At 41.6% G+C, this 25293-nt stretch carries 27 protein-coding genes; 19 read left to right on the top strand and 8 right to left on the bottom strand.

All coding sequences use genetic code 11. The features are described 5' to 3' along the window. Positions 1-130 precede the first annotated feature (130 nt). Positions 131-1222 (top strand): YncE family protein, encoded by a 1092-nt coding sequence (locus BK139_RS14215; protein WP_076259906.1) that lies wholly within the window; start codon positions 131-133, stop codon positions 1220-1222. Positions 1223-1452: 230 nt separating this feature from the next. Here the strand turns inward: BK139_RS14215 and BK139_RS14210 are convergent, their stop codons facing one another. The 6 genes from BK139_RS14210 to BK139_RS14185 all read right to left on the bottom strand — a co-directional run bounded on the left by BK139_RS14210 (position 1453) and on the right by BK139_RS14185 (position 5642). Continuing rightward, positions 1453-2046 (bottom strand): peroxiredoxin family protein, encoded by a 594-nt coding sequence (locus tag BK139_RS14210; RefSeq protein ID WP_083675381.1) that lies wholly within the window; start codon positions 2044-2046, stop codon positions 1453-1455. A 14-nt stretch (positions 2047-2060) separates the two neighbouring features. Then, a complete protein-coding gene (locus BK139_RS14205; RefSeq protein WP_076259903.1) occupies positions 2061-2684 on the bottom strand; it encodes a hypothetical protein in 624 nt (207 codons plus the stop codon). Next, positions 2681-3076, bottom strand: a complete 396-nt coding sequence (locus BK139_RS14200) for an OsmC family protein (RefSeq protein WP_076259900.1) — start codon at positions 3074-3076, stop codon at positions 2681-2683. The genes BK139_RS14205 and BK139_RS14200 overlap by 4 nt, the downstream gene beginning before the upstream one ends. 64 nt (positions 3077-3140) lie before the next feature. Beyond that, on the bottom strand, positions 3141-4208 hold the full coding sequence (locus BK139_RS14195; protein WP_286148909.1) for a HAMP domain-containing sensor histidine kinase: 1068 nt from the start codon (positions 4206-4208) through the stop codon (positions 3141-3143). Next, positions 4201-4899 carry a response regulator transcription factor gene (locus tag BK139_RS14190; RefSeq protein WP_139325634.1) on the bottom strand — a complete coding sequence of 233 codons (699 nt, stop codon included), beginning with the start codon at positions 4897-4899 and terminating at the stop codon, positions 4201-4203. Before BK139_RS14190 ends, BK139_RS14195 begins: the two co-directional genes overlap by 8 nt. Before the next feature lie 29 nt (positions 4900-4928). Continuing rightward, entirely contained in the window at positions 4929-5642 is a 714-nt protein-coding gene (locus tag BK139_RS14185) for a cytochrome c biogenesis CcdA family protein (protein ID WP_083675380.1), read from the bottom strand. A gap of 228 nt (positions 5643-5870) precedes the next feature. On the opposite strand from BK139_RS14185, the gene BK139_RS14180 reads away from it, so the two are divergent. From BK139_RS14180 to BK139_RS14125, 11 genes are all read left to right on the top strand, one after another. After that, the gene (locus tag BK139_RS14180; protein WP_076259894.1) at positions 5871-6437 is read left to right on the top strand and encodes a sulfurtransferase TusA family protein; all 567 of its coding nucleotides are present in this window, start codon (positions 5871-5873) and stop codon (positions 6435-6437) included. Between the two features lie 12 nt (positions 6438-6449). Beyond that, complete coding sequence (locus tag BK139_RS14175) at positions 6450-6839, top strand: DsrE/DsrF/DrsH-like family protein (protein WP_076259892.1); 390 nt, start codon at positions 6450-6452, stop codon at positions 6837-6839. A gap of 12 nt (positions 6840-6851) precedes the next feature. Next, entirely contained in the window at positions 6852-7985 is a 1134-nt protein-coding gene (locus BK139_RS14170; RefSeq protein ID WP_076259889.1) for an MBL fold metallo-hydrolase, read from the top strand. A 225-nt stretch (positions 7986-8210) separates the two neighbouring features. Continuing rightward, on the top strand, positions 8211-9290 hold the full coding sequence (locus BK139_RS14165) for a Fe(3+) ABC transporter substrate-binding protein (protein ID WP_076259887.1): 1080 nt from the start codon (positions 8211-8213) through the stop codon (positions 9288-9290). A gap of 2 nt (positions 9291-9292) precedes the next feature. Next, entirely contained in the window at positions 9293-10939 is a 1647-nt protein-coding gene (locus BK139_RS14160; RefSeq protein WP_076259885.1) for an ABC transporter permease, read from the top strand. Beyond that, positions 10936-11634 carry an ABC transporter ATP-binding protein gene (locus BK139_RS14155; protein ID WP_076259883.1) on the top strand — a complete coding sequence of 233 codons (699 nt, stop codon included), beginning with the start codon at positions 10936-10938 and terminating at the stop codon, positions 11632-11634. The genes BK139_RS14160 and BK139_RS14155 overlap by 4 nt, the downstream gene beginning before the upstream one ends. 145 nt (positions 11635-11779) lie before the next feature. Then, positions 11780-12307, top strand: coding sequence for a CueP family metal-binding protein (locus BK139_RS24015; RefSeq protein WP_175609124.1), 528 nt, complete (start codon positions 11780-11782; stop codon positions 12305-12307). 140 nt (positions 12308-12447) lie between these two features. Further along, positions 12448-13497 (top strand): flavin-containing monooxygenase, encoded by a 1050-nt coding sequence (locus BK139_RS14140; RefSeq protein WP_076259875.1) that lies wholly within the window; start codon positions 12448-12450, stop codon positions 13495-13497. 52 nt (positions 13498-13549) lie between these two features. Further along, positions 13550-13936 carry a hypothetical protein gene (locus BK139_RS14135; RefSeq protein WP_076259873.1) on the top strand — a complete coding sequence of 129 codons (387 nt, stop codon included), beginning with the start codon at positions 13550-13552 and terminating at the stop codon, positions 13934-13936. Positions 13937-13969: 33 nt separating this feature from the next. Beyond that, a complete protein-coding gene (locus tag BK139_RS14130) occupies positions 13970-14386 on the top strand; it encodes an NUDIX domain-containing protein (RefSeq protein WP_076259871.1) in 417 nt (138 codons plus the stop codon). Between the two features lie 174 nt (positions 14387-14560). Next, positions 14561-14851, top strand: coding sequence for an RNA polymerase alpha subunit C-terminal domain-containing protein (locus BK139_RS14125; RefSeq protein WP_076259869.1), 291 nt, complete (start codon positions 14561-14563; stop codon positions 14849-14851). A gap of 278 nt (positions 14852-15129) precedes the next feature. Here the strand turns inward: BK139_RS14125 and BK139_RS14120 are convergent, their stop codons facing one another. Continuing rightward, the gene (locus BK139_RS14120; RefSeq protein ID WP_076259867.1) at positions 15130-15909 is read right to left on the bottom strand and encodes a GNAT family N-acetyltransferase; all 780 of its coding nucleotides are present in this window, start codon (positions 15907-15909) and stop codon (positions 15130-15132) included. A 259-nt stretch (positions 15910-16168) separates the two neighbouring features. Between BK139_RS14120 and BK139_RS14115 the strand changes: the two genes are divergently transcribed. The 5 genes from BK139_RS14115 to BK139_RS14095 all read left to right on the top strand — a co-directional run bounded on the left by BK139_RS14115 (position 16169) and on the right by BK139_RS14095 (position 19736). Continuing rightward, positions 16169-16891, top strand: a complete 723-nt coding sequence (locus BK139_RS14115; RefSeq protein ID WP_076259864.1) for an alpha/beta fold hydrolase — start codon at positions 16169-16171, stop codon at positions 16889-16891. Between the two features lie 224 nt (positions 16892-17115). Beyond that, positions 17116-18000, top strand: coding sequence for a hypothetical protein (locus BK139_RS14110; protein WP_076260108.1), 885 nt, complete (start codon positions 17116-17118; stop codon positions 17998-18000). Positions 18001-18192: 192 nt separating this feature from the next. Beyond that, positions 18193-18699: an NUDIX hydrolase gene (locus tag BK139_RS14105; protein ID WP_076259862.1), complete on the top strand. Its 507-nt coding sequence runs from the start codon at positions 18193-18195 to the stop codon at positions 18697-18699. Between the two features lie 152 nt (positions 18700-18851). Next, on the top strand, positions 18852-19250 hold the full coding sequence (locus tag BK139_RS14100; RefSeq protein ID WP_076259860.1) for a VOC family protein: 399 nt from the start codon (positions 18852-18854) through the stop codon (positions 19248-19250). 57 nt (positions 19251-19307) lie between these two features. Next, on the top strand, positions 19308-19736 hold the full coding sequence (locus BK139_RS14095) for an NUDIX hydrolase (RefSeq protein WP_076259858.1): 429 nt from the start codon (positions 19308-19310) through the stop codon (positions 19734-19736). A 103-nt stretch (positions 19737-19839) separates the two neighbouring features. Here BK139_RS14095 and mleCBF read toward each other — a convergent pair whose 3' ends face one another. Beyond that, the gene (mleCBF, locus tag BK139_RS14090) at positions 19840-20679 is read right to left on the bottom strand and encodes a CBF family alpha/beta fold macrolide esterase (protein WP_076259856.1); all 840 of its coding nucleotides are present in this window, start codon (positions 20677-20679) and stop codon (positions 19840-19842) included. 485 nt (positions 20680-21164) lie between these two features. Between mleCBF and BK139_RS14085 the strand changes: the two genes are divergently transcribed. Together BK139_RS14085 and helD are read left to right on the top strand one after the other, a co-directional pair. After that, positions 21165-22562: an MFS transporter gene (locus tag BK139_RS14085; RefSeq protein ID WP_175609130.1), complete on the top strand. Its 1398-nt coding sequence runs from the start codon at positions 21165-21167 to the stop codon at positions 22560-22562. Positions 22563-22907: 345 nt separating this feature from the next. Continuing rightward, positions 22908-25244: an RNA polymerase recycling motor HelD gene (gene helD, locus BK139_RS14080; protein WP_076259852.1), complete on the top strand. Its 2337-nt coding sequence runs from the start codon at positions 22908-22910 to the stop codon at positions 25242-25244. Positions 25245-25293 lie beyond the last annotated feature (49 nt).

Below are 25293 nucleotides of genomic sequence, written 5' to 3'. Positions count from 1 at the left end.
TGCAGAGTTTATGGATTTCAATAGATTGTAATACTTTTTGTAAGTTTATTTGGTTAAGTGAAGTACATCACTTTAGTATATTCTTGCTGTTATTATGCTCTCTTTATATACGATAAGGGAGGAACATTCCATGATTAAGTTTAAAATGATATTTATTGTATTTTTATTGTTAGGCGTGATACTGGCTGGATGCAGCTCGGGAAATGCTGTTGATGAACAGAAGTCTGCTTCCGGGGATGCTCAGCAAGCGGAAGGCAATAAAGAAGAGGCTGAAGAAAAAAATGAGGTCCAATATTATTACACTGCGAACGAAAAAGGCAGCATCTCCAAAATTGACGCAGCTGACAATTCAATTGTAACGACAATAGAGGTAGAAGGTTCCGCTCACAATGTGCAGGTTTCACCAGATGGAAAATTAATCGGGGCTACGGTTGTGCCAGGTATGGGAGGCCATGGAGGAGGTCATGACGGCCACGGAGAAGTGAGTGCAAAAGCTGTTTTTTACAGTGTTGAAAGCGATGAACTGGTTCAGGAGGCCGAAGTTGGAAATCACCCTGCCCACATTGTTTTTACGGAGGATGGGAAGTACGCTGTTGTAACAAACAACGAGGACAATACTGCATCTGTCATTAATATGGAAAGCTTCAATGTGACAGATACAGTTGAGACCGGCAAAGGGCCGCATGGATTCAGGATTTCATCAGATAGCAAAAGAGCTTACATTGCCAACATGGGTGAAGATACGGTCAGTGTTATTAATCTTGAAACCCTGAAGGAAGAAAAGCGGATAAAAGTGGGAATAGCTCCTGTCACTACGGGTATTACTTCTGATGGAAAAACACTTGTCGCAGCATTAAATGGAGAAAATGCTCTCGCTGTGGTTGATCTGGCTACTGATAAGGTTGATAAAATTCCAGTGGGAATTGGTCCTGCACAAGTATATATCGATGAGAAAGGTGAGTTTGCCTATGTGGCCAACCAGGGAACAGAAGAAGCTCCTTCGAGCAGTGTGACCGTTATAGATCTTGCTTTAAGGAAAGCAGCAGCTGAAATTGAAACCGGCAAAGGCTCGCATGGAGTGGTAACAAGTCCGGACAACAAGAGGGTGTATGTGACGAATATGTTTGAAGATACGGTCAGCATCATCGATAAAGAACAGAATAAGGTCATTGATACAATTGAAGTAAAAGGAGTGCCGAATGGGATAAGCATTACCGATTAGATTAATATTAATGCAGCGAATTACATAAATCTCGATTCGGAAGGTACACACACATTCGTTTTCAGTGCCTGCCCCCATAAAATACCTTATAGACTATGGGGGGAGGCACCTGATTTTATATTCTGAAGGTGCCTTCGGTCAATATTGAGGTATTTCATCGTATGTACCTGCATTTATGCGGTGATAGATGATAGTAAAGTCAGAAGCGGCACCTTTTTGTCGGCCAATCCTTATTCAATATCCTTCGTCAAGTTTTCCATTATGCCTTCATCCATCGGTCCGACAATTTTCTTTGTGATCACGCCCTTAGTATCGAGGATATAGCTTGTTGGAATGGTAAATGCCTGATACTGGGGGCCGATCATGCCATTTTCATCGAGGGGGATGGAAAAGGTAAGTCCGTAATCCTTAACGAATTTCTCGATATCTTTCCGGCCGTTGTCGATATTTGTGAGATTGACTGCTACCACTTCAATGCCATCTTCTTTATGCTTTTCATAGAAATTTTGCATATGAGGCATTTCAGCTTTGCAGGGCGGACACCAGGTTGCCCAGAAGTTGAGGATGACCTTCTTCCCTTGAAGGTCTGATAGTTTCATTGTTTTGCCATCGAGAGTAGTTAGTTCAAAATCTGGAGCAGGCTTTCCTTCCTCAACTTGAGTAAGGTCTGTTCCAGGTATATCCTCGGTTTCGACCGACTCCTCTTCGTTTTCCACAGCAGCATTGCTTGTGCTATCTTTATCTGCAGATGGTTTCCATAGATTGACGAATACAATCGCCAGAGCCAATAGAATTATGGCTATTGATAACAGACTTTTATTCAACCTTTTGCACCGCCTTAGGAAGTTAGTTTGAAGCAAAGATTTTTACGATACCCGTTTGACAGGATGTATACGGTAAATGCCAGCCAGCCGAATGTCAGAATTTCAAGGGACAGGATCGGCTGAAAGAAACTGATGATAAGAAGCTCGAAAAGGAAAAGGAAAGAGAATGCCCGGATTGAGAAGCTTTCATTTTTCTTTTTAAGAAAAACAGCATAGCTGATCAGCAGAGCCAGACTTGCCACGGCAGCAGGGAGATTTGTTTCCAGTGCATATTTGGTGACTTCAAAACCAATGAAAAAAAGAGGGAATACCTTAAAAGCGTCCCGATAGACTGTCTGATGCTTCTTTCCTGCAATATAAATCAGGTAAACGGAAAGCGATACAAGAGCAAGGAAATGCCCTTTTGTACTTCCGTTAAAATAAACAATAGACAGCGGCATCTCTATGGCCATCTTAAAATGAAACAGAGCATAGCTTAGCTTCCACACCAGAAAGTAAAGAAAAAAACTGTTCCAGTACCAATCCTCAAGCTTTCTTCCCGAGACGAATATGTACAAAAGTGATGTCATAAAAAAGGAAAGCAGAACAGCCAGCCAAACAGCGGGAATTGTCAGGCTCCCGATATTAAAATAACTCAATCATAATCACCCGTGAATGTAATCTCGTAGCTTATGTCGATAGAGCCGATCACAGATTGAATCATTCCGCAATTTTTCACAGTGAGCTCTGCCACTTTTGCGGCCTGTGCCTCGGAAAGAGCTTGATCTGCATGAACCTCAGCTGAAATGGCCAGCTTATTTATCCGATTGGCTTCTTCAGGAATTCTGGAGACAGAAACTTCCGCCTCAATCATCTTAACTCCCAGCCTCTTCTTTTGAAGGATATTCCAAAGAACTCTGCCGCTGCATCCAGCCAAGGATGACACAAAGAGTTCCAGCGGGCGATAGCCTGCCTGGTCATTAGGAGAAACAGGCAGCTTTCCGTAGCCCAATTCAGCTGTAGTGTTATCATAATTTATTATAAATTTCATATCTTCACCCCTTTCCTGCCATTAGTATGAAAGGGTTTTATTAAGATTTGATTAAGAAAAGCAGCTAAATTTTAGAAGCCGCCCTATTTGCAGGAAGGATAATTTCAAAGATGTGGTGAAATCCATCTGTCTGTATTGAAATCTGTCCCTTATGCGCATCTGCAATACTTTTCGCAATAGCCAGTCCTAATCCTGCTCCGCTCACTCTGGTGCTCCTGGATTCCTCCAGGCGGTAGAACCGTTCAAAAATCAGGTCTTTTTTTATAGGATCAATGAATTGACCTGTATGGGAAATAGTAATGGAATAGAAATGATCGGAGAGAGCGGTATTTATAGCCAGTTCGGTCCCTGTATTGTAATCAAGTGCATTTTGAAGAATATTAGTAAAAACCTGTTTAAGGCCGTCTTTATTCCCCATTACCATTGCAGGCTCAATCCGGACCTCCTGGAGATCAAACGTTTCGTCCAGCTTTAACCGGAAGGCACTAAGTGATTCTTTTAGAATCGTGTCAATGGATAAAGGCTCGAATGGCTTTTCTGTAAAATAAGTGCCATTGCTCCACGTGTTGAGCTCTGTTATCAGTTCCACGATGCCGGTGATCCGCCGGGACTCCTCAAGCAGTGAGCCGAATAATTCAGGATCACCATCGATGACTCCGGATTGCAGGGCTTCAAGATAGCCATTGATATTGGTTAAGGGAGTACGGAGCTCGTGGGCGATGTCACGGAGCATTTCTTCCCGTTTTTCCTGAAAAGAAACAAGGGAGGCCGTCATGGCATTAAAGTTTTCGGTCAGTTCCTTTAATTCTCCCGAAGAAGGCACGGCCAGTTCTTCAGGAGCCTTGCCTTCCATCACGTCCTTGGCAGCCCGGGACAGATTCTTAATGGGATGGACCAGGTTGCGGACAGTGAAATAATGGAATAAACCGGCGATGACAAATGCAGCAATACTAACCCTCCAGAGAAATCCGTTCAAGGTATCAACCAGATCCTGCCCGGTGACATCTTCGGAGTTGACGAGGAAGCATGCGTAATCTTTAACCGAAAAACCGGCCAGGAGGATCACAAGCAAAATGACCAGGCTATTCAGGGCAACGAGACGCGATAAGAGATTGGAAAATTTATTATACACCCACAAATTTATACCCCATTCCCCTTACCGTCTGAATATAATCCTTCGGTGTTTTTTGCTTGATTTTTTCCCGGAGATGCTTGATATGCACATCGATTGTCCGTTCAGACACAGCCTTCTGATTATGTTCATATATGCAGTTTAGAATCTGTTCTCTCGATAAAACTTGACCCGGGTGCTGCATAAACATATGCAGAAGTTTAAATTCGAATTGTGTCAGCTCAAGAGGATCTCCATTAATGAGGGCTTCTCCTTTTGCCGGCTTGAGAGTAAATCCGGTAAAGCTTAATTTTCCGCACCTGCTTGAGGTTCTTCTTAGGACTGCTTCGATGCGCACCATCAGTTCGGCGGGGCTGAAAGGTTTGACGACATAATCGTCTGCACCCAGCTTGAAGCCCTGAATGCGGTTTTTTTCAGCAGCCTTGGCAGTAAGCATAATGATTGGCATCATACTCTTCAGGTCTTGACGCACCCAGCGGCAAATTTCCTCTCCGCTGACTTTAGGAAGCATCAGATCCAGAATTAAAATGCAGGGATCAAATTGTTCAATTTTTTTCATGGCTTCACGGCCATCCGCTGCCTCCATCACTTCATAACCTTCTTTTTGCAGGTAAATTTTCACGAGGTTGCGGATTTTGGCATCATCCTCTACCACCAGTACTGTTTTTCCAATAAGATGCTGATCGGGCAAAATAATCATCCTTTATTTTTATCGCTTTTTTAGAATTGAAATAGGCTATATGCCGAAAGCCAGGCGCTAATTTTTTGCATCTGCCCGCTTAAAACGAGCATTCCGAGTGCAACCATAATCATGCCATTAGCAAATGCTAGCCTGGATAAGTACTTATTGATTTTGCGCATGGTTTTTAAAGAATAAGAAATGATTACTGAAATAACGAAAAATGGAATGGCCATTCCAAGAGAATAAGCCATTAATAAGAAGATACCCTGGCTTAGCGTATCGGAAGAGCTCGCCAATAATAATATGGATGAAAGGGCAAGTCCAACACAAGGTGACCAGCCGCTTGCAAAGGCCATGCCCAGCAAAACAGAGCCAAACATGCCCTTTGATTTATTTTCTGTATGGAATCGCTTTTCTTTCATTAAAAATTTAAATTTAAGCAAGCCGGCCATCTGCAATCCGAAAATAATAATTAACAGCCCGGCAGCCTGCATAATGATCATCCGATAATTCATTAAAATTTTTCCGACAAAACTGGCAGATGCCCCGAGAGCAATAAAAATTATACTAAACCCCATTATAAATCCAAACGAACGCAAATAAAGCTTCTTCCGGTCCACCTGCATCTTAGCGTTTTCGATTCGTCCTCCAGTCAGGTGGGTTACATACGCCGGAAGCAGCGGAAACACGCAGGGAGAGAAGAAAGACAGCATTCCTGCTGCGAGGGCAAAAAACATTCCAATATCATTCATGTAAGTCACTCCTTTGTCCACCATTTTGATGGGCTATTGTTAAGGCTTTATTAAGAAATGAAGCTGAAGCCTAAATAAACAAATTATAAAGAATGATTTGAAGAAAAAGGTTTAGTTTGTATTCATACGGATAGAGGTATAGAGAATCAAGTTATCAATAATTGGAAAGCCCGGCCGGGCATTGAAAGCAGAATTAAAAAGATACTAAAAGGGAATGGAGGGAAAAGCATGAATGTGAATAAAGTCTTGGATGCTAAAGGACTTTCCTGTCCAATGCCAATTGTTAAAACCAAAAAAGAGATGACTGCTCTTGAGCCAGGACAGGTAATGGAGGTTCAGGCGACAGATAAGGGGTCTACCGCAGATATTAAAGCATGGGCCCAGAGCACCGGCAATCATTACTTGGGAACAGTGGAAGACGGAGATACCTTAAAACATTACCTGCGCAAAGCGACGGAGGAGGAAGAAAAGGTGGAGGCGAAACATCCTCATGTAACAGACCTTGGCGATCTCCAGGAAAAAATAAAAGGTAATGAAGAGGTCACCATTCTCGATGTGAGGGAGCCTGCAGAGTATGCATTTGGCCATATTCCGGGAGCCGTCAACATTCCTTTAGGGGAGCTTGAAAACCGATTTGAAGAATTGGATAAGAATAAAGAAGTGCACATTATCTGCCGGACAGGCAACCGCAGTGACCTGGCTGCCCAAAAACTGGCTGAAAAAGGGTACCAAAACGTCAAGAATGTAGTGCCAGGCATGACAGAATGGAAAGGCCAATTAAATCAGAGTCATTAAGGAGATGGAAAAATGAAGGTAGCCATTATTGCAGCCAACGGAAGCATGTTTGATGCTTATAAGGTGTTTAACATTGCGACAGCAGCTGCAGCAACAGATGCAGAAGTAGGAATCTTTTTTACATTTGAAGGGCTAAATTTAATTCATAAAGAGGGCCATAGGAATCTGCCGCTGCCTCCGGGAGGCGAGCATTTTCAGGAAGGATTTAAAAAAGCCAATGTTCCGCCGGTAGAAGAGCTTGTAAACATGGCGAGTGAGATGGGTGTGAAAATGATTGCCTGCCAGATGACGATGGACGTAATGAGCCTTGAAAAAGAGCACTTTGTGGAGGGCATTGACGTTGGCGGAGCCGTAACGTTTTTAACCTTTGCCAAGGATGCCGATGTAACACTTACTTTTTAAGAGGTGAAAAATATGGCTGAGAATCATGTTAAGACAATCACTGTAAAGGAATTGACCAGAAAAATTCTGGACCATGAAGAAACATTCATTCTGGATGTGCGAAATACGGATGATTTTGATGATTGGAAAATTGAAGGGAAAAACGTCCATGTCATTAACGCCCCGTATTTTGATTTGCTTGAGGGAGTGGAATCCATCCAGGACAAGCTCCCCAAAGATCAGGAAATTTTTGTTGTTTGTGCCAAGGGTGGCTCATCAGAATTCGTTGCTGAACAGGTAGCGGAAGCAGGCTTTTCAAATGTATATTCCATTGAGGGCGGGATGAAGGCATGGAGTGAACATCTCGAGCCTATTAAAATTGGGGATTTGAAGCAAGGGGGATCCATTTATCAATTTGTCCGGATTGGAAAAGGCTGTTTATCCTATCTGATTGAGTCCAATGGCAAGGGAGCATTGATTGATGCGAACCGGATGGCAGGTCCATATGAGGACTTTATCAGACAAAAAGAGATAGCCATCACCCATGTGCTTGATACCCATTTGCATGCAGACCATATTTCCGGCGGAAGAAAGCTGGCTGAAAAGTTTGGAGCGGATTATTATCTGCCTCCAAAGGATGCGGAAGAGGTCCAATTTGAGTACCATCCCATTCATGACGGCGATGACTATCAGGTAGGAGATACTGTCATAAAGGCAGTATATTCGCCGGGCCATACGATCGGCAGTACATCATTTGCAGTCGATGGGCAATATTTGCTCACTGGCGATATTCTGTTCATTGATTCGATTGGCCGCCCTGATCTGGCCGGAAAAGCTGGAGATTGGGTAAAGGATCTGCGGACAACCCTATATACAAGATATAAAGAGCTGACCGACGACCTGCTTGTGCTGCCAGCCCATTTTATGATTTCGGATGAAATGAATGAGGATGGAAGCATTTCGGAAAAGCTCGGGGTGCTGTACCAGCAGAATCATGGCTTAAAGATCGACAGCGAGGAAGAGTTCCGCAGAACCGTTACGGAGAATCTTCCGCCGCAGCCAAATTCCTATCAGCAAATCCGGGAAACGAATATGGGTAAAATCTCACCAGAAGCAGAAGAACAGCGTGAAATGGAAATTGGTCCGAACCGGTGTGCGGTCAGGTAGAAAATAGAGTTCTGGAGTGTTGTAGCAACAAGATCCTGATACGCATCAGGATCTTGTTGTTTTTTACATAGATTTATATGATTAATCTGAATAAAAACATTTCATTTGACGAATTTAGTATTTTCATGGCAAAAGAATGTTGACGAAATGAAGGATGATAGGTAGAATAAATTTAGTGATAATAATTCTCATTTTCAAATACATATATAAAGGTGGAAAGAAAACATGAACTTATCAAAATTACTAAAGCCTTTTATCGCAACAACAGCTTTAACTCTGGCTCTTGCCGGGTGCGGGGGAGAAGGCACATCAGAAGGTGACAAAGAAAAAGACACCGCTTCCAAAAAGGAAGAGCAGGTGGTCAATGTCTATACTGCCAGACATTATGAAGCAGATGAACAAGTATACAAAGATTTCACAGAAGATACAGGCATTAAGGTCAATGTTGTTAAAGGGGAAGCGGAAGAGCTGATTGAGCGCCTGAAGCGTGAAGGAGAAAGCACGGAAGCCGACTTATTTATTACAGTTGATGGCGGTGTCCTTGCACACGCGAAAGATAATGATATTCTTCAGCCGGTTGAATCCGATGTGATCAGCGGAAATGTACCTGAAAACCTGCGCGATAAGGAAAACAAGTGGATTGGAATGGCGACCAGAGCACGTGTTATCGTGTATTCGAAGGATAGAGTTTCCCCGGATCAATTATCAACTTATGAAGATTTAACAAGTGATAAGTGGAAGGGTAAAGTGCTTGCGCGTTCTTCAACAAGTCTTTACAACCAGTCTTTGCTTGCATCTTTCATTGAATTGAATGGTGAAAAAGCGGCTGAAGAATGGTCTGAAGGCATTGTGAAAAACTTCGCGCGCCAGCCGGATGGCGGTGACCGCGACCAGGCGAAGGCTATTGCAGCAGGCACTGGTGATGTAGGTATTATGAATACGTACTATGTAGGATTGCTTGCCAATTCATCAGACCCTGAAGAAGTGAAAGTGGCAGAAGGTCTGGGTGTATTCTTCCCTAACCAGGAAACAAACGGCACACATGTAAACATTAGCGGAATTGGATTAACGAAGCACAGCAAAAACCCTGAAAATGCAACGAAACTAATCGAATACATGACTGGAAAAGAAGCTCAGGAATATTTATCAGCAAACAACTATGAGTTCCCGGTTAACCCTGACGCAGAAAAGCCTGAAATCCTGAAGTCATGGGGCGACTTTAAAATGCAGGAGCTTGACTTTGATACTTTAGGAAAGCATAACCAAAAAGCGATTGAAATCTTTAATAAAACAGGCTGGAAATAATAATGAATACGGAATCTGTTAAACATTTTTTTCGAAAAGATTTTAACGGATGGTGGCTGGTAAGCTTGATTGGGGCGGCAATAATTTTGCTGCCCATCTTGTTTATCTTTTTTTCTATTTTCCAGGAACCGAATGAAAACTGGTTTCAGATTAGGGAATATCTATTAAAAACTTATGCTGCCAATTCGATTATTCTCGTAGTGCTGACAGGGCTATTTACAGCCATATTAGGGGTGAGCCTTGCCTGGCTCGTTGCCGCATACGATTTCCCGCTGAGGCGCTTTTTTAGCTGGGGGCTTATTCTCCCGCTGGCCATTCCTCCCTATATCGCTGCTTACACCTATCGGACGATGTTAAGCTACACAGGGGTCGTACAGGTTACATTAAGGAACAAGTTCGATTATCAGATCAATCCGGAATGGCTGTCAATCTCCTCACTGAGAGGGGCCGTATTTATATTTACGATCTTTCTTTTTCCGTATGTATACATTATCTGCCGAGCTTTTCTTGAAAACCAGAGCTCTTCTTTCCTTGAAAATGCAAGGCTGCTGGGAAGAAAGCCTTTTTCGATTTTTGTAAGAATTGTCCTCCCGCTCTCCAGGCCGGCAATCGTGGCCGGCGCTGTGCTTGTCATTTATGAAGTCTTAAGTGATTACGGAGTAACAAGCTATTTTGGCATCCATACGATTACGACAGCCATCTTCCAGACCTGGTTTGGCATGTATGATGCAGATTCAGCCATGAGGCTGGCGGCATGGCTAATGGTCATTATCGTTGGATTATTTTTTATAGAAAAATTGCTCAGGCAGGGGAGACGCTATAATATCAGCAGCAAATCAAGACCTCTGGTCCGCAAAAAGCTAAAGGGGCTTCAGGCTGCAGCGGTGTTCAGCTATTGTTCGGCCATCTTCCTGCTCGGGTTCTTTATACCCGTGGTCCAGCTGCTGGCATGGACCAGGCTGACCTTCGCAAAGGTATGGAACGATACGTTCTTTACCCTGTTAAACCAGACTGTTTTTGTTGGGATGATCTCCACGGCGCTGATACTCTTATTTGCTGTGATTATCGCCAATGTAACGAGATCGCATTCGAACGGAGCCTATGTTTTATCCAAGCTTGCCACAGCCGGCTACTCGATTCCCGGGGCGATCATTGCGATTGGCATCCTTGCTTTATTTATTGAACTTGATTCTTTGCTTGCGCCATTTTATGCTTATATGGGATGGGGAAAAGCTCCTCTTATCTTAAGTTTATCTCTGGCTATGCTCGTGATTGGCTATACCATCCGATTTATGGCAACAGGCTATAATGCTGTTGAAATCGGGTTTGAGAAAATTGGGCCGAAATATACAGAAGCATCCAGGATGCTCGGATTCGGCGTCACTAAGACCTTTTTTAAGGTGGATTTGCCGCTGATCAAGGGCGCTTTATTCAGCGGGTTTATATTAACATTTGTAGAGATTATTAAGGAACTGCCTTTGGCTTTGCTGCTCAGGCCGTTTAACTTTGATACCCTTGCCACGAAGACCTATCAATACGCAAAAGATGAGATGATTCATGAAGCAGCCATTCCGTCTCTCATGATTATCCTCATAAGTGTTTTATCTGTAGCGGTGTTCCAAATGATTGATAAGAAGGTGAAGAAATGAACATCCTTACCATTCAAAATCTGACATTTTCATTTCCAAAAGCCCGTGTTCCTGTAATTGAGAATTTCTCTTTTAGAGTGGACGAGGGGGAAATCGTTGGCATACTCGGACAGAGCGGCAGCGGTAAAAGCACGCTGCTCAGATTGATTTCCGGGCTTGAAATTCCGAGGTCGGGAAGCATTGAAATCGCAGGGACAGAAGCAGCCGGAGAGAAGACGTTCGTACAGCCGGAAGACCGCGGGGTGGGCATGGTATTCCAGGATTATGCCCTTTTCCCTCATATGTCAGTTAAGGATAATCTATTATTCGGTTTGTCGCGTCTGCCTAGAAAAGAAAGATATCCTCGTGTCAGGGAGATGCTTGAGCTTGTCCAGATGACAGAGTTTGAGAAACGATATCCGCATGAGCTAAGCGGCGGTCAGCAGCAGCGGATTGCTCTGGCAAGGGCTTTGGCTCCCAAGCCTAAGCTGCTGCTGATGGATGAGCCATTCAGCAATTTGGATGCGAACTTAAAGGGATCCATCAGGGATGAACTTCTGATGATACTGAAAAAGGCAAACATGACCTGTATCATGGTGACGCATGATAAGGAAGATGTGGAAGCCATTTGCGGCCGAAGCATTGTATTTGGAAAAGCGGAAGGAACACCATGTGAAGCTCCTGGAAAGGAAAGTAAACTTACATTTGTAAGGTAGCTTTTTTAAGGCTCGCTAAAGTAGCGGGCCTTTTTGCTGTTCTGTCAGCAACTTTATTTTGGAAGCTTTCATAAATTGTTCATATTTATTTGCTATAGTACTTTGGTATAGTTAGAGATGAAGAAAGAATAAGGATGTGAAAACGATGAAGATCAAATTGGTTCTCGCTGCTTCACTGATTTCAATGGCATTAGCTGGCTGTGGACAAGCAGACTCCAAAGAAGATGCTGCTTCAGAGACTGAAGACATCAAAGCATTAGTGAACGATTACAGCGCTGGAAACATAAAGACCGGATCTGCCTCCATTACCTCGGAACAGCTGATCGTTAAAGAAGCGGATGGAGAGGAATTATCCTATGATCTGCCGGAAGAAGAATTTTTCGTGTCGATTGCGCCTTACGCTAATGAAACCCACCCTTGAACGAATCATAGCTTGACAGGTTGTCAAGGTGAACTGGCTGAAAAAGAGTTTGATGTATATATTGAGGATTCGGAAGGCAATGTGATTTTGGATGATAAGGTCAAAACCCAGGCTAATGGGTTTTTCGATCTATGGCTTCCAAGAGACAAAACCTATCAAATAAAGATTAAGCATGATGGAAAAGCATCAGAATCAGAAATTTCCACTTTTGAGGATGATGCTACCTGCATTACCACGATGCAATTAACATAAAAGGATCTGCTGCAGGGGAATACCTGCTATCGGGCTGCCATTGGGCGGCTCTTTTTTTGAGAAAATGTATTCCTTTTTCTGGTTATTATGTATAATTATATTCAAATGTATATTTGAATGTAATGCGGGGAGCGATGGCCATGAAAAAATATGAAGCTGTGATTATTGGCGGTGGTCAAGCCGGGTTAGCGATGGGCTATTTTTTGAAAAAAGAGAAGCTTTCCTTTGTGATAATAGAAAAAAACGGCAACGTGGGGGACTCATGGAGACAAAGATACAATTCCCTTGTTTTATTTACTCCGCGCCAATATAGCAGCCTGCCCGGAATGCAAATGAGAGGTCCATCAGAGGAGTTTCCGACGAAGGATGACATGGCAGATTATCTGAATGACTATGTAAAGCGTTTTGATCTTCCGGTCATGCTGAATACGAACGTCACTCAGTTGAATAAGCTGCCAGATGGTTCGTTTATTATAGAGACTAATAGCGGTATCATTAAAGCTCAACAAGTTATCATCGCAGCTGGTGCATTTCAAAAACCTTATATACCTCCTCTTAGTAAAGATGGAACAGGTGCTTTCCAGCTTCACTCTTCGGAATATCGATCACCGGAAGAAGTGCCAGGTAGTGAAGTATTGATTGTGGGCGGCGGCAATTCAAGTGCGCAGCTTGCTGTGGAGTTAGCCAAAGACCGGAAAGTTACAATTGCTGTTGGCCATCGCATGAAATTTTTGCCCTTAACAATACTCGGGAAAAGCATTTTCTATTGGCTGGAGAAACTCGGGCTGCTGTTCGCGGGGGCAGATACGATTAAAGGCAGCTGGTTTCAGAAACAGAAGGACCCGATTTTTGGAAAAGAGCTGAAAACACTCATTCAGAATAAAAAAGTTGATGTAAAACCTAAAGTTTTACACGTCAGTGGTACAGAAGTTCTCTTTGGAGATGGGACTCAGAGGAATTTCGAAAGTATCATCTGGTCTACTGGCTTTGTTCCCTCATACGATTGGATTCATTTAGATGGTGTGGTCTCTGCTGAAGGAAAACCGATACATAAAAGGGGAGTGACCCAAATTAAGGGACTCTATTTTATAGGTCTGCCCTGGCAATATCAGCGAGGATCCGCTTTGATTTGTGGAGTGGGGAAAGATGCAGAATATTTGCTTGGTGTAGTGCTTTCTAATAGAACATAGAATGATTAAGTCAGATAAACTATAATAAATTGAAGAGAGGACTGCGCCTAACATGGAAAACGTATCAAATGCAGTTAAATTGGAATCCATCAAATCCTTTCAATCGACAATCGGTAAACTCGAAAAGGCTCTCGCACAGATGACTGAGAAAGGTGCTAATACTACCCTGGTAGAAAAGCGGCACAAAGCATGCTGCATCGGCTTAGCTGTCCTGGAGAATGTATGGAATCAGAGGCCCCATCCTTATACCGGGGAGGATTTAGCAGAAGCCAGCAAAGTTCTTAGTGGTTTAATACCTTCAATAGAGAGCGCTTATGCTAAGTTAAAAGAGGGAAGTTCCCAGAAGACACTTTTGGAAAGAAGAATAAAAGCGTTAGAGCTGGCTGGGGAAGCGCTTAAGGATTTTTATGAAAGGAATAGCACTAAAGGTGTTGAATAGTTTATTAAAAGTAAGAGATAAGAGAGTGTTAAAATGCATAAGTGGCTTGGTTCGGCGGGAGTTTGCATTAGAGGGGATAAGGTCCTCATGGTATTGCAGGGGACAGCAGATGAACCAAAACGCTGGTCTGTTCCTTCAGGCGGTTTGGAAGAAGGAGAAACGTTTGAAGAATGCTGTATCAGGGAGGTAAGGGAAGAAACAGGGTTTGAGGTGAAGGTTATACGGCCTATTTTCAATAAAGTGAGTTGCAGCGGGGAAGTAAGATATTTTGAAGTGGAGATTATTGGAGGAAAAGCAGCCATTCAGGATCCTGATCAATTAATTTATGAGATTGCCTGGAAGAGTATTGAGGAATTAAGAACCTTAGAGTTATCGTTTCCCGAAGATCGAGACTTTTTGACTGACTATATCAGCAGAAATCTGATTAGGGCAGAGGAAGAACTGATTTAAAGAGGCAGTCAGTCTTGGTGTAGCTTGGTATTGGGGAAAATAAATCTTATTTAAAATATTTTGAGCAATGAGGTTAAATTCCTAAGGAGTAGGGTGGCGGTAAATACGAATAGTTTATAAAATGAATATGCGATTCATAATATACGTGATTAGACTAGGATTGGGGGAATTATCTTGGCAGCAGGTAAAAGTTTAAGGATTTGTGAAAAGGGACATAAATTTTACAAAACTAGTGAGTGTAAAAGCTGCCCTGCCTGTGATAAAGAGAATAAACCAAAAAGCGGCTTCCTTTCAAATCTCAGTGCCCCTGCAAGGAATGCATTGGTATTCGAAGGAATAGACACTTTGGAAAAACTATCAAATTACACAGAAAAAGAAATATTAAAACTGCATGGTATTGGACCAGCTTCCCTGCCTATTATGAGAACCTCCTTAGAAGAAGAAGGGCTATCATTTAAAAAATAAATCGCTGGCTCTTATTTTACAGCGGGTAAGAAAGCTCATTATTCTATGGAACCCAAAAGTTATGGAGTGAAATGAATAGCAGGCTGCAACATTAAGGCCGGAAAAAATATGACAGCCGGACCCTCTTGTTAAAATTCCAGACTGCCATATTTTTGTTTAAGTATTTAAAAATGGAAAGAGTAACACACAAAACCTTCTGCTTCTTTAAATCCTTCTTGCACATACAATGATTTTGCTTGCTCATTTTCTCCATTTACAGATAAATATATTTGTTTGTATTACTGGTCTAATCCAAACTGCAGAGCTTTCCGCAGAAGCATTCTTCCTAATCCTATACCTTGGTACTCTGGAATCAAGGCAAGAGACCCGATATTCATTGTCTGAATATCATCATATTCATCGTCGGAACATTTCACCACTCCAACCGGCCTTTCATAATGGTAGAGTATCATGGCCCCGCCATCAAGATAGTCATCAGAAGCCATCATTTTCTTTACTTGGTCCGGGCTCATTGGTGTTTCGCTCCCTTTAAGCTTAGCGAAACCAGTGTTTCGGACCATACACCAGTTTTCTTCGTCCTTCCCTGATTCATAATTTTTGATTTCATAGTTTTCCGGAAAATTTACTGACGCAACCGGTGAATGATCTCGTAAAAGGATAAACGAGTACCGTTCTGCTGAAAATTGTAATTGTGATAGTTTACTTTGCAGCTTCTTATTATCAAGTGGTATAAATATAAAATATTTATCGTAGCCTTCTTTATACTTCAACAATTGGTTCATTAAGCCTTTATAAACATCAATATCTTCAATCTCAGAGTGGAAAATGCGGAATCTTGATTTCCGCCCGCGTTTCGCATATTCATCCATAATCAAGGAAGCGGCTGCTTTTACTTTCCCATTTTCATCAATTGCTAAATAGGCTGGGTTCTCTTCAGTATTCTGAAATTGTTTTAAATCATCCTCATATAAAAAGGAAGAATCAACTGCTCCTTTATGAATCCTGCAGTAATTTAAAAAATCTTCTACTCTTCCATTTGATAAGCGCTCAATTTTCATTTGCACATACCTCCCATAAATAAAATAATACACATGAACGAAAGAAAATGAATAGGTATACAGCAGCACAATTAGTAGACTTTACTTAAAATAAGTGCCTTAAGCTTTAAAGTCGGTAGGGGACCAGACATCATTCATTAAATGTTAAGATGCCAAGCCAGGTGGCTTTATGTTACTAACGGGGAGGATAGTTGAATAATAGTTTTAATATTGTTAAATTTTAACTAACGTTAGTTGGCAAAATGAGAGGAATGAACTGATGGATAAGGAAATGTTTATACCTATAAGTAAATGTACACTATACGCTAGATTAGTGGGAGAAAATAGCGGAAAACCAACAGTTATCATGGATGCTGGATATGGAGACTACTCTAAGGCCTGGAATTCAGTATTAAGGGAGATTTCAATGCTTTCTCGTGTACTAATTTATGACAGAGCTGGACTTGGAAAAAGTGAATCAAGCTCTAATCCCAGAACAAGCCGTGAAATGGTAAAAGAATTAAAGGAACTGCTAAATGAAGCCAAGATTAAGCCTCCCTACATATTAGCAGGTCATTCATTTGGTGGAGTTAATATGCGGATGTTTGCTGCAGAATATCCAAATGAAGTGTGTGGACTAGTCTTGATTGACTCTACTCCCGAAGATTACAGAGAACGTTTTCTCCCTGCTATGTCACAAGATTTTCAGCAAGCATATAACAAGCAATTCGTTTACGAAGGAAATTATGATGAATTTATGGAAAGTCTAAAGCAGTTAAAAGACACGAGACAACAATTAAATGTACCATTAATTGTTCTTTCAGCGGGTAAGAAAGCTCATTATTCTATGGAATCCCAAAAGTTATGGAATGAAATGCAGAGAGAGATTCTTGAAATATCCTCAGATGGCGAATTGGTCATTGCTGAAAACAGTGCTCACTATATACAAAATGACGAACCGGAATTGGTGGTCAGCGCGATAAAAAAGTTAATTGAGAAGTAGTTCTAGGTAAGCTGCTAATCAGGCAGCTTTTTTTCTATTTAAACAATCGAGGGAGATTTGTTAAAAGAGGTGTTAATAAAAGTAAATTAGAAGTGTTTTAGAAAAAATTTAGAAACAAATTGGAGTTGAACTCAACTAGATAGTTGTATTTTTTATCAAAAATGAAACTTTCAGATTTTAATTCCGTATATTTGGAAAATACTGTTTTTCCAGAGGTGGATAAAATGCTTAGATTTAGGGTCTTCTGTCTCATATCAATATTTTTATTAACAGCATGCACTCGAGATGCAGCTGTTCCTGAAGAAAAAGTAAAAAAAGAAAAAAATGAAGAAAATACTGTCGTTACAGCAGATGGTAAAATAACCTTTAAGATCTTTAATACAATAAAGGTTCCGCAAGAAAAAGTAGAATTTATAAAAGAAGAACTCCTTAATGCATATGATGATATTCAGAACTCAATTCATACTGATTATGCTCCATCCGAGCGAATAAATGTATTTCTTAATGAAGGTAATCAAGCATCATGGGGGTTGAGATCGGAACTCAAACTTTATTCCATTAAGGAAAATCAATATCCCCTTGTCCATGAACTGACACATTCTTTACTTGGTTATGGGAACAACTTTGATTCAGGTATGGGCTATTTGACGCAAGAGGGTTTTGCTACTTATATGGAAGATAAGCACGGGAAACAAAAATCACACTCTCATAAGATTATGAAGTACTTTTTCGACATCAATAAATCAATTCCAATTAGCAAATTGATAGATCTAAACCAGGACGATGCCTACTTTCGTCCCCCTCTTACAAACCAAGAAGAGTACACCCTTCAATGGATGGGCTATATACATTCAGCTTCTTTTGTCACCTATTTAATTGATACATATGGATTGGAAAAGTTTGAGGGAATTTACAACAAAGAAGACTTAGCTTCTAAAATAGAAGAAATATACGGAAAGAACATTAGTGAAATTGAAAAGGATTGGATAGTTTATGTAAAAGAAAGTCAAACGGAACTAACATATGGAGATAAGCTTGATATGAGGTATTTTTATGATGCTGCTTTTGTGATTGACCAAATTGATCCTAAGTTTTTTGCCAGGGAATAATTCGTTTCTAATAAAAGAGGCTAGACCCGTTGATTGTAATATAAATTTTATACATAAATTATTAAGGAGTTCAAGTTAATGCTGTCTTAGGCAACATTTTTCTAATGGAAAAACGGGTAGTTGAAGAAAAACAGGTGATTTTTACATCGGAGAGAATTTATTAAGAAATTAATTACTCAAGGTGGTTAGAAAATGGGGATGTCCGATTATTATAAAAAACTCCGAGAAAAAGTCGGTAACGAACTAATCTTTATGCCAAGTGTAGCTGGGATTGTGCGAAACGATTTTGGAGAAATTTTATTACAAAACAAAGGAAATGGCGAGCAGTGGAGTCTTCCTGCTGGTGCAATTGAACTTGGAGAAGCACCTGCCGAAGCAGTTGTTCGGGAAGTATGGGAAGAGACAGGATTATATGTTGTTCCCAAAAATTTATTAGGTGTATTTGGTGGTAAAGACTTTCGCTACCAATATCCCAATGGTCATCAAGTTGAGTATAACGTCTTTATGTTTGACTGCATTATTCAAAGTGGTGAACTAAACCCAATAGATAATGAAACGGCTGAACTTCAATATTTTAATCCAATTAATATGCCTGAACTTGCTTTACCTTATCCTAAAGATTTATTTTTACATAGAAAAAATAGTGAATTATATTTTCATTGGAATGGACAGTGGTTAAAAAATCTTTCTAAAAAATAATCTTTTCTTATCCAATAAACGGGAGCGTTAGTTAAACAAAGGGGAATTGAAAAAGAAGTAGAAATAGTAGGTTAGGTAATTGATTATTTGATAAGCAGCTATCATAGCAGCTTATTTTTATTTTGGAAGTTTATTCAGCAGGAGGTGTGTATTTGTCAAAGGGGTTGCTCCATCATATCGAGCTGTACGTATCAAATTTGGAAAGGTCATCCGAATTTTGGGGGTGGTTTCTCGAGGAGTTAGGATATGTATCTTTTCAAAAGTGGGAATTCGGACAAAGCTGGAGACTAGGTGAAACCTACATTGTCTTTGTGCAGGCAGAGGAACGCTTTCTTGAAATTCCATATCATAGATGCCGAGTGGGGCTGAATCATCTGGCATTTTATGCTGAATCACGGCTTCACGTTGATGAAATAACGAATGTATTAGAGGCTAAAGGGGTCAATATCCTTTATAAAAACAAGCATCCTTTTGCGGGAGGAACTGCTCATTACGCAGTCTATTTCGAAGATCCTGATCGAATTAAAGCTGAATTAATTGCTCCTTTATAAAACGTGGTCTGCTTCTATTTATTATGGAAAGTGAAATTTATGAGCGGGAGGCTTAAAATGTTCATTGTAAATGTAGAAGGAGCTATAAGGAAAAATGACAAGTGGCTCATTGTTGAAAGAAGTAAAAAAGAGGAACATGCAGGTGGTTTGCTTTCCCTTGTTGGAGGAAAGGTGGATTTAGAAGGAAATTCATCAAATATTTTAGAAAGAACTGTAAAGCGTGAAATTTTAGAGGAAGTCGGTGTAAAAGTAAAAGACCGTTTAACTTATGTACACAGTACTTCTTTCGTAACAGATACTAATCATAATGTAGTAGATATTGTTTTTCTATGCGAATATGAATCTGGTGATGCATTACCTTTATGTTCCGATGAGGTCGAAGAGGTGTTTTGGTTAACTACTGAAGAGATTTTACATCACCCGAAAGCGCCTGTTTACTTAAAAGAAAGTATTAAATGTGCTGAAGCCTTGATTCCGGTCCATTAGTAGCAGGGGTCTATTAATCTCGTAATTGTAAAAAAAGCAGCCCAATTTCTCATTAATAATTATTGGGAAATTGGGCTTTAAACTTTTCTTAACTATTCTTTTATCAAGAACTGTGCTTTACAACAGAATCTATAATCTGATCCCAGTCTTCACTATGAATCTCATGGCCAGTTCCAACAAGTGTCAGCAATTCAGAATGAGGGATGGCTTTTTTAAGGGTAAGTCCGTGCTCATATGGGAGGGCCGGGTCTTCTGTTCCATGAATAATGAGAACTGGTACGCGGATCTCATCCATTCTATCGTAATATTCTTCTCCGCCCTGCAGCAGGGCATGGTTAAATCTGCTTGGCAGCTGATTGGCGCGGTCTGCTTCTCTTGCTGCAAGTTTATTCATTCTTTCCTGTTCGAAAGGCTTGGAGCCGGCTAGTGTTTTCCATCCTCCCGCGAGATAAGGAATAGCCGCATCCCGATCCGACCAATCGATGGAAGCGCTCTTCGCGTGGTAATCCAGGATGTTCTGATCCATTGGCGGCAGTTTTTCCATCTCAGTTCCAAATACACTTGATGCGATAAGTGTAAGTGTCAATACACGGGCCGGATATCTTAAGGCAAGAATCTGTCCGGTTAATCCGCCCATGGACATGCCGACGATATGGGCCTGGTCAATATGATAAGCATCCAGTACGCCTGCCGCATCGTCAGCCAAGTCCGTTATTGTATAATTGGAAGTCCCGGGTTCATAAGTGGTCGATCTTCCCAGATCCCGATGATCGTACCGAATAACAAATCTCCCCTGATCAGCCAGACGGAGACAGAAATCTTCGTCCCACCAGTCCAGTGAAGACATTGCGCCCATGATCAAAAGAATTGCTGGATCCTTGGAGTTTCCAAAACTCTCTGTACATATATCCACATTGTTTATTTTCATTATTTGCTCACTCATATTTTACCTCCGTATTATCGTATCACTGATTTAAATATCGCAGATCAGATTGTTTCCGGAGCATAGGACTGCCCCTGTTCATTATCTGTGCCGAATCCACTTGATAATCATGACGAGGCCTCCTTTATTTTTTTTAACAAGGGACTCATCCCTATATGTATTACCCTAACATATGTCTAAGCACTAAAAACCAGAAAAGTACACTATTTTTGGCTGGAATAGCTGATTGGGCAGATTAGAGAAGAGAAGATATAAGTGTTTTAGAATTCACATAAATTAATAGATGTACAGCCTTATCGAAGGTATAGACATAAGCATTTGAATTAATTACCAATATTTGTATTGTTTGGCAGTTGAAAGATAGGGAAAAAACTATTAAGCAATTTATCTATTAATTGTTCAGGAGGGAAAATGTGAATAAACAACCAAGAGACTTAGAGAAAAAAGATATTTCAGTAATAGACAGCAGTGTCGCTAAAAAATCTATGATGGGAACATCGATCGGGAATGCGATGGAGTGGTTTGATTTTGGTATTTATTCCTTCTTAGCTGTTACAATTGGAAAAGTTTTTTTCCCGGAAATTGATCCATCCTTTCAGCTTATATATGCTTTTGCTACATTTGCAGTGGCTTTTATAGCACGGCCGCTCGGAGGGATGTTCTTTGGAATGATGGGTGACCGCATCGGCCGGAAGAATGTTCTGGCCATCACCATGATTCTGATGTCGGCTGCCACCCTTAGTATTGGTTTAATACCCGGTTTTGCAGCAATTGGGATTACTGCCCAGGTCTTATTGCTAGTAGCCAGACTTGTTCAAGGTTTCTCGACTGGCGGTGAGTATGCGGGGGCAATGACCTACATTGCAGAGACCACTCCCGATAAAAAACGCAGCTTTATGGCAAGTGGATTAGAGGTTGGGACACTGGTAGGGTTTATTGCGGGTGCCGGCCTTGTAACCCTGCTGACATCTATTCTTGGAAGTGAGACAATGGTGGAATGGGGCTGGAGAATACCTTTCTTTATTGCTGCTCCACTTGGCATTATTGGTTTCTACTTCCGTAATCATTTGGATGAAACTCCAGCATTTGAAGCGATGAATCAAACTATAGAAGAAAGAAAAGAACATTCCTCTTTAAGAGAGATTTTTGCTGAGCATTGGAAGGCACTATTGATTTGCACATCAATCGTTATTTTTTACAATGTAATGAGTTACACCGTTCTTACGTATATGCCATCATATATGTCAGAAGAGCTTGGCTACAGTGAACAAAAAGGTTTATTGCTTCTTGTGCTTGTTATGATTGCGATGGTTCCAATGGTTTTAACAATGGGACATTTAAGTGATCGATATGGCAGGAACAGAATATTGAAAGCAGGCTTATTGGGGGCAATAGTACTAAGTATACCTGCATTCATGCTGGTTCGTTCAGGCAATATTTATGCGGCCTTTTTTGGATTGCTGATTCTGGGTGCGCTGCTGTCCACCCTGCAGGGGTCCTTGCCGGCTACCCTGCCGTCTTTATTCTTCACCAAAGTGCGTTACGGTGCACTTGCCATCACATATAATACGGCGACATCACTTTTTGGAGGAACGACACCGCTGCTTGTGGCATGGCTGGTGAGTGTAACTGATAATAAAATGGTACCGGCATTTTATCTGATGGGTATGTGTGCATTCGGAATAGTAGTTGTTACTCTGTTTGTAAGAGAGACTGCAGGCAGGTCGCTTCGAGGATCGGCTCCAGTCGTTGAACATCCGAGTGAGATAAAGGAAGTTCTTAAGAACCCTGAAAAAGCCTACTGGTGGCATGATGAGACAAAGCAAACAGGAAAACGCAGCCTGGACAAGGGGCTGCTGACCAGCTTATTTCAAAAACACTAAATCATTAAAAGCTTGCTCGCGTCTATTAACTTAGCCGAATTGAGCAAGTTTTTTTCTTGCTTTACAACAACAAGCGTGATGAGAATACTGTAAGTGCAAAGGGATCAATAGGGGGTAAAAAATAAAACTAGCCGTATTTAACATTGGGAACGTTAAATACGGCTAGTTTGGAATAGGCAATCAAATAATTATGTAAATACCATTGAAAAAGAGAAAGCTATGTGGTAAATTTATATAGATGTGCATTGTATTGATAAAGTTAAGTGTATTATCCCTATCTTAATTATATAATGCCGTCGATTCGTTTGTCAACCTTTTTATAAATATTTTTAAGGAGTGTTTGCTATGAATTCAAAACTTCAGCACGAGCAAAAACGATTGGACGGTGTAATGGAGACGATTACGGAGGAAGTCCGCAGATTGGAAGAAGAAACCTCCAGGCGTAAAAACGAAGTGGTTCATATCCGCAAACACTTTTGGGATGAAGTCAAGGTAAACACGGATACCTTTGATGATTATTTGGAGACCATTATCGGTTTGAGGCAGGAGGCACAGGCTCTGTCTGTAAGTCAGAGTACCCATCGGCATGCTTCCAAGCGCTTGTCCACCCTGCGCCGGATGGAGGAGGTCCCCTATTTCGGACGGATCGATTTTACTGAAGAAGGCTCTTCCGAACAGGAGCCTGTTTATATTGGCATTTCTACGCTAAGGGATCAGAGCGGCGAGAATTTTCTTATTTATGACTGGAGGGCGCCGGTTTCGAGTGTGTACTATGATTACCAGCCGGGACCTGCTAAGTATGAAACACCCGGAGGCACTATTGAGGGCACATTGGAGAAAAAATGGCAATATTTGATCCGCCGCGGTGAACTTCAATCCATGTTCGATACGAGTCTGACCATTGGGGATGAAATTCTGCAGCAGGTTCTCGGCAAGGGAACTGATAAGCATATGCACAATATTGTCGCGACCATTCAACAGGATCAAAACCGGATCATCCGCCATGATCAGGGAAGGCTGCTTATTGTTCACGGTGCGGCCGGAAGCGGAAAGACGTCAGCTGCCCTGCAGCGGATTGCTTATCTGCTTTACAAGTACCGGGAAAATCTGAATGCTGATCAAATCATTCTGTTTTCACCTAATAGGATGTTTAACAGCTATGTATCCAATGTGCTGCCGGAGCTGGGGGAAGAGAACATGCAGCAGGTTACCTTCCAGGAATATTTGGATCATCGGCTGGGTAAAGAGTTCGTCGTAGAAAATCCATATGAGCAATTGGAGTATGTTTTAACTGCTGCGAAAACCCCTGAGTACAGATCAAGGGTTGCGGGCATTAAATTTAAAGCATCTGTCCGTTTTTTTGAGGCCATTAATGCGTACTTGAAGTCGCTGGAGTTATCGGGAATGGTGTTTAAGGATATAAGTTTCAGAGGAAAGCCGATTGTTCCTGCTCAGCAAATGGCAGATCAATTCTACAGCAGCGACACTTCACTCGGTTTTCATAACAGGCTTGAGAAGCTGGCGGATTGGCTTATAAAGAAAATTACTGAAGCTGAAAAAGCTGAACGGTCCAAGGAGTGGGTACAGGAGGAAATCGAGCTGCTCAGCAATGAGGAATACCATAAGGCACATGCCTACCTGGCGAAAAAACGCGGCTTTACAGGGGATTCGATTCATGATTATGAAATCGAGCCTGAAGCGTTAGCCCGCCTGATTGTCCGGAAAAAATTCAAGCCGCTGCGAAAACAAATCCGGGCCATGCGTTTCATTGATTTTAAGGCGATATACAAGCAGCTATTTGCAGATCCCTTGAAGATCCGAGAGTGGATGGAAGAGGAGATGCCGGCAGAATGGGCTGCTATCTGTCAGTCGACACAGGAAATGCTCGATGAAGGCAGATTATGTTATGAAGATGCTACTCCGTTTTTATATGTGAAGGAGCAGATTCAAGGCTTTCAGACGAATAGTTCGATTAAACATATTGTGGTGGATGAGGCGCAGGATTACTCTCCGTTTCAATTTGAGTTCTTAAAGCGTTTGTTTCCTGCTTCCAAGATGACGGTGCTCGGTGATTTTAACCAGGCGATTTTCGCCCATGCCAGCGAAACGGCCGATTTTCACACACTCACCAGCCTGTATGGACCGAATCAGACAGAACTGATTAATTTAGCGAGGAGCTACCGGTCGACTAAACCAATCATCGAATTTACAAGAAGACTGGTTCCTAACGGGAAAGAGATCATCCCCTTTGAACGAGATGGCAAGCTGCCTGAGCTGAAGCGATTACCCGGTCACACCGAACTGCACAGCTTCATTGCCTCGAAGGTTGCTGAATGGAGAAGCCAGGGGCTTAACAGCATGGCCATTATCTGTAAGTCTGCAGAAGAAAGTGCACAGGCCTATGAAGCCCTGTCCGGCATCGAGGGAATAAAACTCCTGAAAAGCAACTCGACCGAATATGAAGAAGGAGCCGTTGTCGTACCTTCGTATTTATCCAAGGGCATTGAATTTGATGCCGTTATTATTTATGATGCATCGGAAAGTGTATACGGTGATGAAAGCCTGCGAAGAGTGTTTTATACCTCCTGCACGAGAGCGATGCATGATTTGCAGCTCTGCAGCGTGGGTGAACCGAGTCCGTTCTTGCAGGATGTTTTGCGGGAAGGTCTCATTCAGGTCTGACCCGGCTGGGTGTATCATCTATAGTTAACTTAGAAAGAAGGATTGATCT

The organism is Paenibacillus sp. FSL R5-0490 (assembly GCF_001956215.1).
Taxonomy (GTDB): Bacteria; Bacillota; Bacilli; order Bacillales; family Cytobacillaceae; genus Cytobacillus.
The sequence above is the reverse complement of the archived record's forward strand: the minus strand, read 5'-3'. Positions and strand labels throughout refer to the sequence as shown.

Coding starts and splice junctions, on each gene's coding strand:
- BK139_RS14215 (WP_076259906.1), top strand. CDS start 131: ATGATTAAGTTTAAAATGATATTTATTGTATTTTTATTGTTAGGCGTG.
- BK139_RS14200 (WP_076259900.1), bottom strand. CDS start 3,076: ATGAAATTTATAATAAATTATGATAACACTACAGCTGAATTGGGCTAC.
- BK139_RS14185 (WP_083675380.1), bottom strand. CDS start 5,642: ATGAATGATATTGGAATGTTTTTTGCCCTCGCAGCAGGAATGCTGTCT.
- BK139_RS14180 (WP_076259894.1), top strand. CDS start 5,871: ATGAATGTGAATAAAGTCTTGGATGCTAAAGGACTTTCCTGTCCAATG.
- BK139_RS14175 (WP_076259892.1), top strand. CDS start 6,450: ATGAAGGTAGCCATTATTGCAGCCAACGGAAGCATGTTTGATGCTTAT.
- BK139_RS14170 (WP_076259889.1), top strand. CDS start 6,852: ATGGCTGAGAATCATGTTAAGACAATCACTGTAAAGGAATTGACCAGA.
- BK139_RS14165 (WP_076259887.1), top strand. CDS start 8,211: ATGAACTTATCAAAATTACTAAAGCCTTTTATCGCAACAACAGCTTTA.
- BK139_RS14160 (WP_076259885.1), top strand. CDS start 9,293: ATGAATACGGAATCTGTTAAACATTTTTTTCGAAAAGATTTTAACGGA.
- BK139_RS14155 (WP_076259883.1), top strand. CDS start 10,936: ATGAACATCCTTACCATTCAAAATCTGACATTTTCATTTCCAAAAGCC.
- BK139_RS14140 (WP_076259875.1), top strand. CDS start 12,448: ATGAAAAAATATGAAGCTGTGATTATTGGCGGTGGTCAAGCCGGGTTA.
- BK139_RS14135 (WP_076259873.1), top strand. CDS start 13,550: ATGGAAAACGTATCAAATGCAGTTAAATTGGAATCCATCAAATCCTTT.
- BK139_RS14130 (WP_076259871.1), top strand. CDS start 13,970: ATGCATAAGTGGCTTGGTTCGGCGGGAGTTTGCATTAGAGGGGATAAG.
- BK139_RS14120 (WP_076259867.1), bottom strand. CDS start 15,909: ATGAAAATTGAGCGCTTATCAAATGGAAGAGTAGAAGATTTTTTAAAT.
- BK139_RS14115 (WP_076259864.1), top strand. CDS start 16,169: ATGGATAAGGAAATGTTTATACCTATAAGTAAATGTACACTATACGCT.
- BK139_RS14110 (WP_076260108.1), top strand. CDS start 17,116: ATGCTTAGATTTAGGGTCTTCTGTCTCATATCAATATTTTTATTAACA.
- BK139_RS14105 (WP_076259862.1), top strand. CDS start 18,193: ATGGGGATGTCCGATTATTATAAAAAACTCCGAGAAAAAGTCGGTAAC.
- BK139_RS14095 (WP_076259858.1), top strand. CDS start 19,308: ATGTTCATTGTAAATGTAGAAGGAGCTATAAGGAAAAATGACAAGTGG.
- mleCBF (WP_076259856.1), bottom strand. CDS start 20,679: ATGAGTGAGCAAATAATGAAAATAAACAATGTGGATATATGTACAGAG.
- BK139_RS14085 (WP_175609130.1), top strand. CDS start 21,165: ATGATGGGAACATCGATCGGGAATGCGATGGAGTGGTTTGATTTTGGT.
- helD (WP_076259852.1), top strand. CDS start 22,908: ATGAATTCAAAACTTCAGCACGAGCAAAAACGATTGGACGGTGTAATG.